Here is a 249-nt window from a genome sequence, read left to right on the forward strand (position 1 = left end):
TTGCCCTTTTTGAAGTCCAGACGCAGACCGCGAATTTCGGTGGTTTGCGGGAATGAGCCGATAGTCGTGGTCGGCCATGCCGGCAGATTAAAGCGGGCACGCTGCGCCTCGGCACGAACCGGATAGGCGTTGGCGCGCTGGCTGTCCTGAGCGGTGATCGCCGCCAGGCGTTTTTCCACTGCGGCGTTATGGACACGGGTAGAGTGACGACGAGCCTGAATCGGTGCGCTCCACTCGACAATTGCCGCC

At 61.8% G+C, this 249-nt stretch carries 1 pseudogene; it reads right to left on the minus strand.

Annotated features, from left to right (window positions below):
- Positions 1-249, minus strand: a pseudogene (locus FDX22_RS31505) (5-methyltetrahydropteroyltriglutamate--homocysteine S-methyltransferase); the annotation flags it as partial.

Source organism: Citrobacter sp. TBCS-14, from assembly GCF_005280805.1.
GTDB lineage: Bacteria > Pseudomonadota > Gammaproteobacteria > Enterobacterales > Enterobacteriaceae > Citrobacter > Citrobacter gillenii.